At 66.9% G+C, this 3,197-nt stretch carries 6 protein-coding genes; 4 read left to right on the top strand and 2 right to left on the bottom strand.

Going from position 1 to position 3,197, the window contains the following annotated elements; genetic code table 11:
* On the bottom strand, nt 1–205 hold a 205-nt coding region (locus WA944_RS15090), incomplete at its 3' end, for a hypothetical protein (RefSeq protein ID WP_526610105.1).
* On the opposite strand from WA944_RS15090, the gene WA944_RS15085 reads away from it, so the two are divergent.
* Nucleotides 159–818: a sigma-70 family RNA polymerase sigma factor gene (locus tag WA944_RS15085; RefSeq protein WP_526610103.1), complete on the top strand. Its 660-nt coding sequence runs from the start codon at nt 159–161 to the stop codon at nt 816–818. The genes WA944_RS15090 and WA944_RS15085 overlap by 47 nt on opposite strands.
* Nucleotides 815–1,135 (top strand): mycothiol system anti-sigma-R factor, encoded by a 321-nt coding sequence (gene rsrA, locus WA944_RS15080; RefSeq protein ID WP_526610101.1) that lies wholly within the window; start codon nt 815–817, stop codon nt 1,133–1,135. Before WA944_RS15085 ends, rsrA begins: the two co-directional genes overlap by 4 nt.
* Here the strand turns inward: rsrA and WA944_RS15075 are convergent.
* On the bottom strand, nt 1,132–1,224 hold the full coding sequence (locus WA944_RS15075) for a 50S ribosomal protein bL37 (RefSeq protein WP_003882799.1): 93 nt from the start codon (nt 1,222–1,224) through the stop codon (nt 1,132–1,134). The genes rsrA and WA944_RS15075 overlap by 4 nt on opposite strands.
* Nucleotides 1,225–1,438: 214 nt before the next feature.
* Here WA944_RS15075 and WA944_RS15070 point away from each other — a divergent pair, with 214 nt between their 5' ends.
* On the top strand, nt 1,439–1,654 hold the full coding sequence (locus WA944_RS15070; RefSeq protein WP_163888703.1) for a biotin/lipoyl-binding carrier protein: 216 nt from the start codon (nt 1,439–1,441) through the stop codon (nt 1,652–1,654).
* 44 nt (nt 1,655–1,698) lie between these two features.
* Nucleotides 1,699–3,189, top strand: a complete 1,491-nt coding sequence (gene pdtaS / locus WA944_RS15065) for a two-component system sensor histidine kinase PdtaS (protein WP_526369468.1) — start codon at nt 1,699–1,701, stop codon at nt 3,187–3,189.
* Nucleotides 3,190–3,197: the final 8 nt, after the last annotated feature.

Raw genomic sequence — 3,197 nt, 5'->3', positions numbered from 1 at the left:
AGCGCACGGCCGAGCGAAGAAAGTCGTCGGTCGAAACCTCTAGGATCGGCAGAAGGGGATTGATGGTGCCAGTGTTGGCCATGGAGGCCCCGTGGCGTCCGGTGCTTTCGCCGGACGTTTTTGGCGGCGCCGCGACAGAAGGGACGGTGTTCCCCACGATGACCGACACCGATGGGTTGGCTTCCGAAGCGACCTTGACAGACACAGCCGAGCCGGTGGAGACCGATGCCGAGCTGACCGCCCGTTTCGAGCGTGATGCGATCCCGATGCTCGATCAGCTCTACGGCGGTGCGTTGCGGATGACCCGCAACCCCGCCGACGCCGAGGATCTGCTGCAGGAAACGATGGTGAAGGCCTACGCCGGGTTCCGTTCGTTCCGGGAGGGCACGAATCTCAAGGCGTGGCTGTATCGCATCCTCACCAACACCTACATCAACAGCTACCGCAAGAAGCAGCGTCAGCCCGCTGAGTATCCGACCGAGGAGATCACCGACTGGCAGTTGGCGGCCAACGCCGAACACACCTCCACGGGGTTGCGTTCGGCCGAGGTCGAAGCACTGGAATCGATGCCCGACAGTGAGATCAAGGAAGCGCTGCAGGCGCTGCCCGAGGATTTCCGGATGGCGGTGTACTACGCCGACGTCGAGGGCTTCCCCTACAAGGAGATCGCCGAGATCATGGACACACCGATTGGGACGGTGATGTCGCGGTTGCACCGCGGCAGGCGCCAGCTACGCGAGTTGTTGGCCGGGGTGGCCCGCGATCGCGGGTATCTCCGGGGCCAGCAGTCCGACGCGCCTGAGGAGGTTTCGTCATGAGCGGCACCGATTCGACCGGGGACTCGGGTTCCGAGGAGCGGTGGACCCCGCCGATCGGCCCGGTGGACCCCGAGCATCCCGAGTGCGCCGCCGTGATCGCGGAGGTGTGGACGCTGCTCGACGGTGAGTGCACCGTCGAGACGCGGGACAAGCTGCGTCAGCACCTCGAGGAGTGCCCGACGTGCCTGAGGCACTACGGGATCGAGGAGCGGGTCAAGAAACTGATCGCCGCCAAGTGCAGCGAGCGTGCCCCGGAGGGCCTTCGTGAGCGGCTGCGCATCCAGATCAGCCGCACCACGATCATCCGCGGCAGCTAGCGCACCGACTTCGAACCGGCGTTGGGCCGCTTGCCGTGGTTGGCCTTCGAGTGCTTGCGGTCGCGCTTCTTACGGCCACGTTTGGCCATGGTGTACCTCCAGCTAGTCGGTGGGTGGTTGTCCCGCGCGGGCGGGAGCGTTTATCCATTGTCGCATGCGGAACCGACACCGGTTTTCGCGGCGGCGGGGGACGCGGGTCCTGCGCGAACCGCGTCCGCTCCGCACTTCGGCCCGTCATCGTGGTTCCATAGGTTGTGGTTCGATAGGACGCGACAGCACCAGCGGTGGATGAGTGGGGTGAAGATGGCCGAGGACGTTCGCGCCGAGATCGTGGCCAGTGTGCTCGAGGTCGTGGTTCACGAGGGCGATCAGATCGGTGAAGGCGACACCCTGGTGCTGCTGGAGTCGATGAAGATGGAGATCCCCGTGCTCGCCGAGGTCGCCGGGACGATCAGCAAGGTCAGCGTGTCGGTGGGAGACGTCATCCAGGCCGGCGACCTCATCGCGGTCATCAGCTAAGCACCCCTTGAGCTGGACCGACCCGACTACGAACGCAGTAGGCGATGTCCACCCTCGGTGACCTCCTCGCCGAGCACACCGTCCTGCCCGGCAGTGCCGTCGACCACCTTCACGCTGTGGTGGGGGAGTGGCAGCTGCTGGCCGACCTGTCGTTCGCCGACTATCTGATGTGGGTGCAGCGCGACGACGGGCAGGTCGTCTGCGTAGCCCAGGTGCGGCCCAACACCGCAAGCACGGTGCTGCTGGCCGATGCCGTCGGAACACTCGCCGAACGCGAGGACATGCCGATCGTCGCCGCGGCCTTCCAATCCGGCGCCATCGGCCGCGCCACCGTCGAGGGACGAAACGGTTCACCCGGCCTGAACGTCGAGGCCGTTCCGGTGCGGCAGGGCAGCGACGTCGTCGCCGTGCTCACCCACCAGACGTCATTGGCGCCGCGACAGGCCAGCCCGCTGGAGACCGCGTACGTCGCCTGCGCCGGTGACCTGCTCAACATGCTGTCCGAAGGCACCTTCCCCAACGTCGGTGACCTCGCGATGTCGCGATCGAGCCCCCGGGTGGGTGACGGCTTCATCCGGCTCGACGAGACCGGGGTGGTGACCTTCGCCAGCCCGAACGCCATCTCGGCATATCACCGGATGGGGCTGGCGGCCGAACTCGGCGGCCACAACCTCGTCACCGTCACCCGCCCGCTGATCTCCGATCCGTTCGAAGCCCAGGAGCTGGCCAACCACGTCCGCGATTCGCTGGCCGGTGGATCCAGCATGCGGATGGAGGTCGACGCCGGCGGTGCGGCGGTCCTGCTGCGCACCCTGCCGCTGGTCGTGCATGGCGAAGCGGTGGGCGCCGCGGTGCTGATCCGCGACGTCACCGAGGTCAAGCGCCGGGATCGGGCGCTGTTGTCCAAGGACGCCACCATCCGCGAGATCCACCACCGGGTGAAGAACAACCTGCAGACCGTCGCCGCGCTGCTGCGTCTGCAGGCACGCCGCACCAACAACGCCGAGGGCCGCGAAGCCCTCCTCGAATCGGTGCGTCGGGTGTCGTCGATCGCGCTGGTGCACGATGCGCTGTCGATGTCGGTCGACGAGGAGGTCAATCTCGACGCGGTGATCGACCGGATTCTGCCGATCATGAACGACGTCGCGACGGTCGATGCCCCGATCCGGATCAACCGGGTGGGAGAGCTGGGCGTGCTCGACGCCGACCGCGCCACCGCGTTGGTCATGGTCATCACCGAGTTGGTGCAGAACGCGATCGAGCACGCCTTCGACGAGAGCACCGCGCAGGGCTGCGTCTCGATCCGGGCCGAACGCTCCGCACGCTGGCTCGACGTCGTGGTCCACGACGACGGGCGCGGCCTGCCCGAGGGCTTCAGCCTGGAGAAGTCCGACCGTCTCGGGCTGCAGATCGTGCGCACGCTGGTGTCCGCGGAACTGGACGGATCGCTGGGCATGCACGACGCCGAAGCCGGCGGCACCGACGTGATTCTGCGGGTGCCGATCGGCCGGCGGGGCCGCACGAATCAATATTGACGGTCACC

Origin of the sequence: Mycobacterium sp., from assembly GCF_049683355.1 — a bacterium.
Lineage (GTDB): Bacteria > Actinomycetota > Actinomycetes > Mycobacteriales > Mycobacteriaceae > Mycobacterium.
Note: the sequence above shows the minus strand (reverse complement) of the source record. Positions and strands in the feature narration are given on the sequence as shown.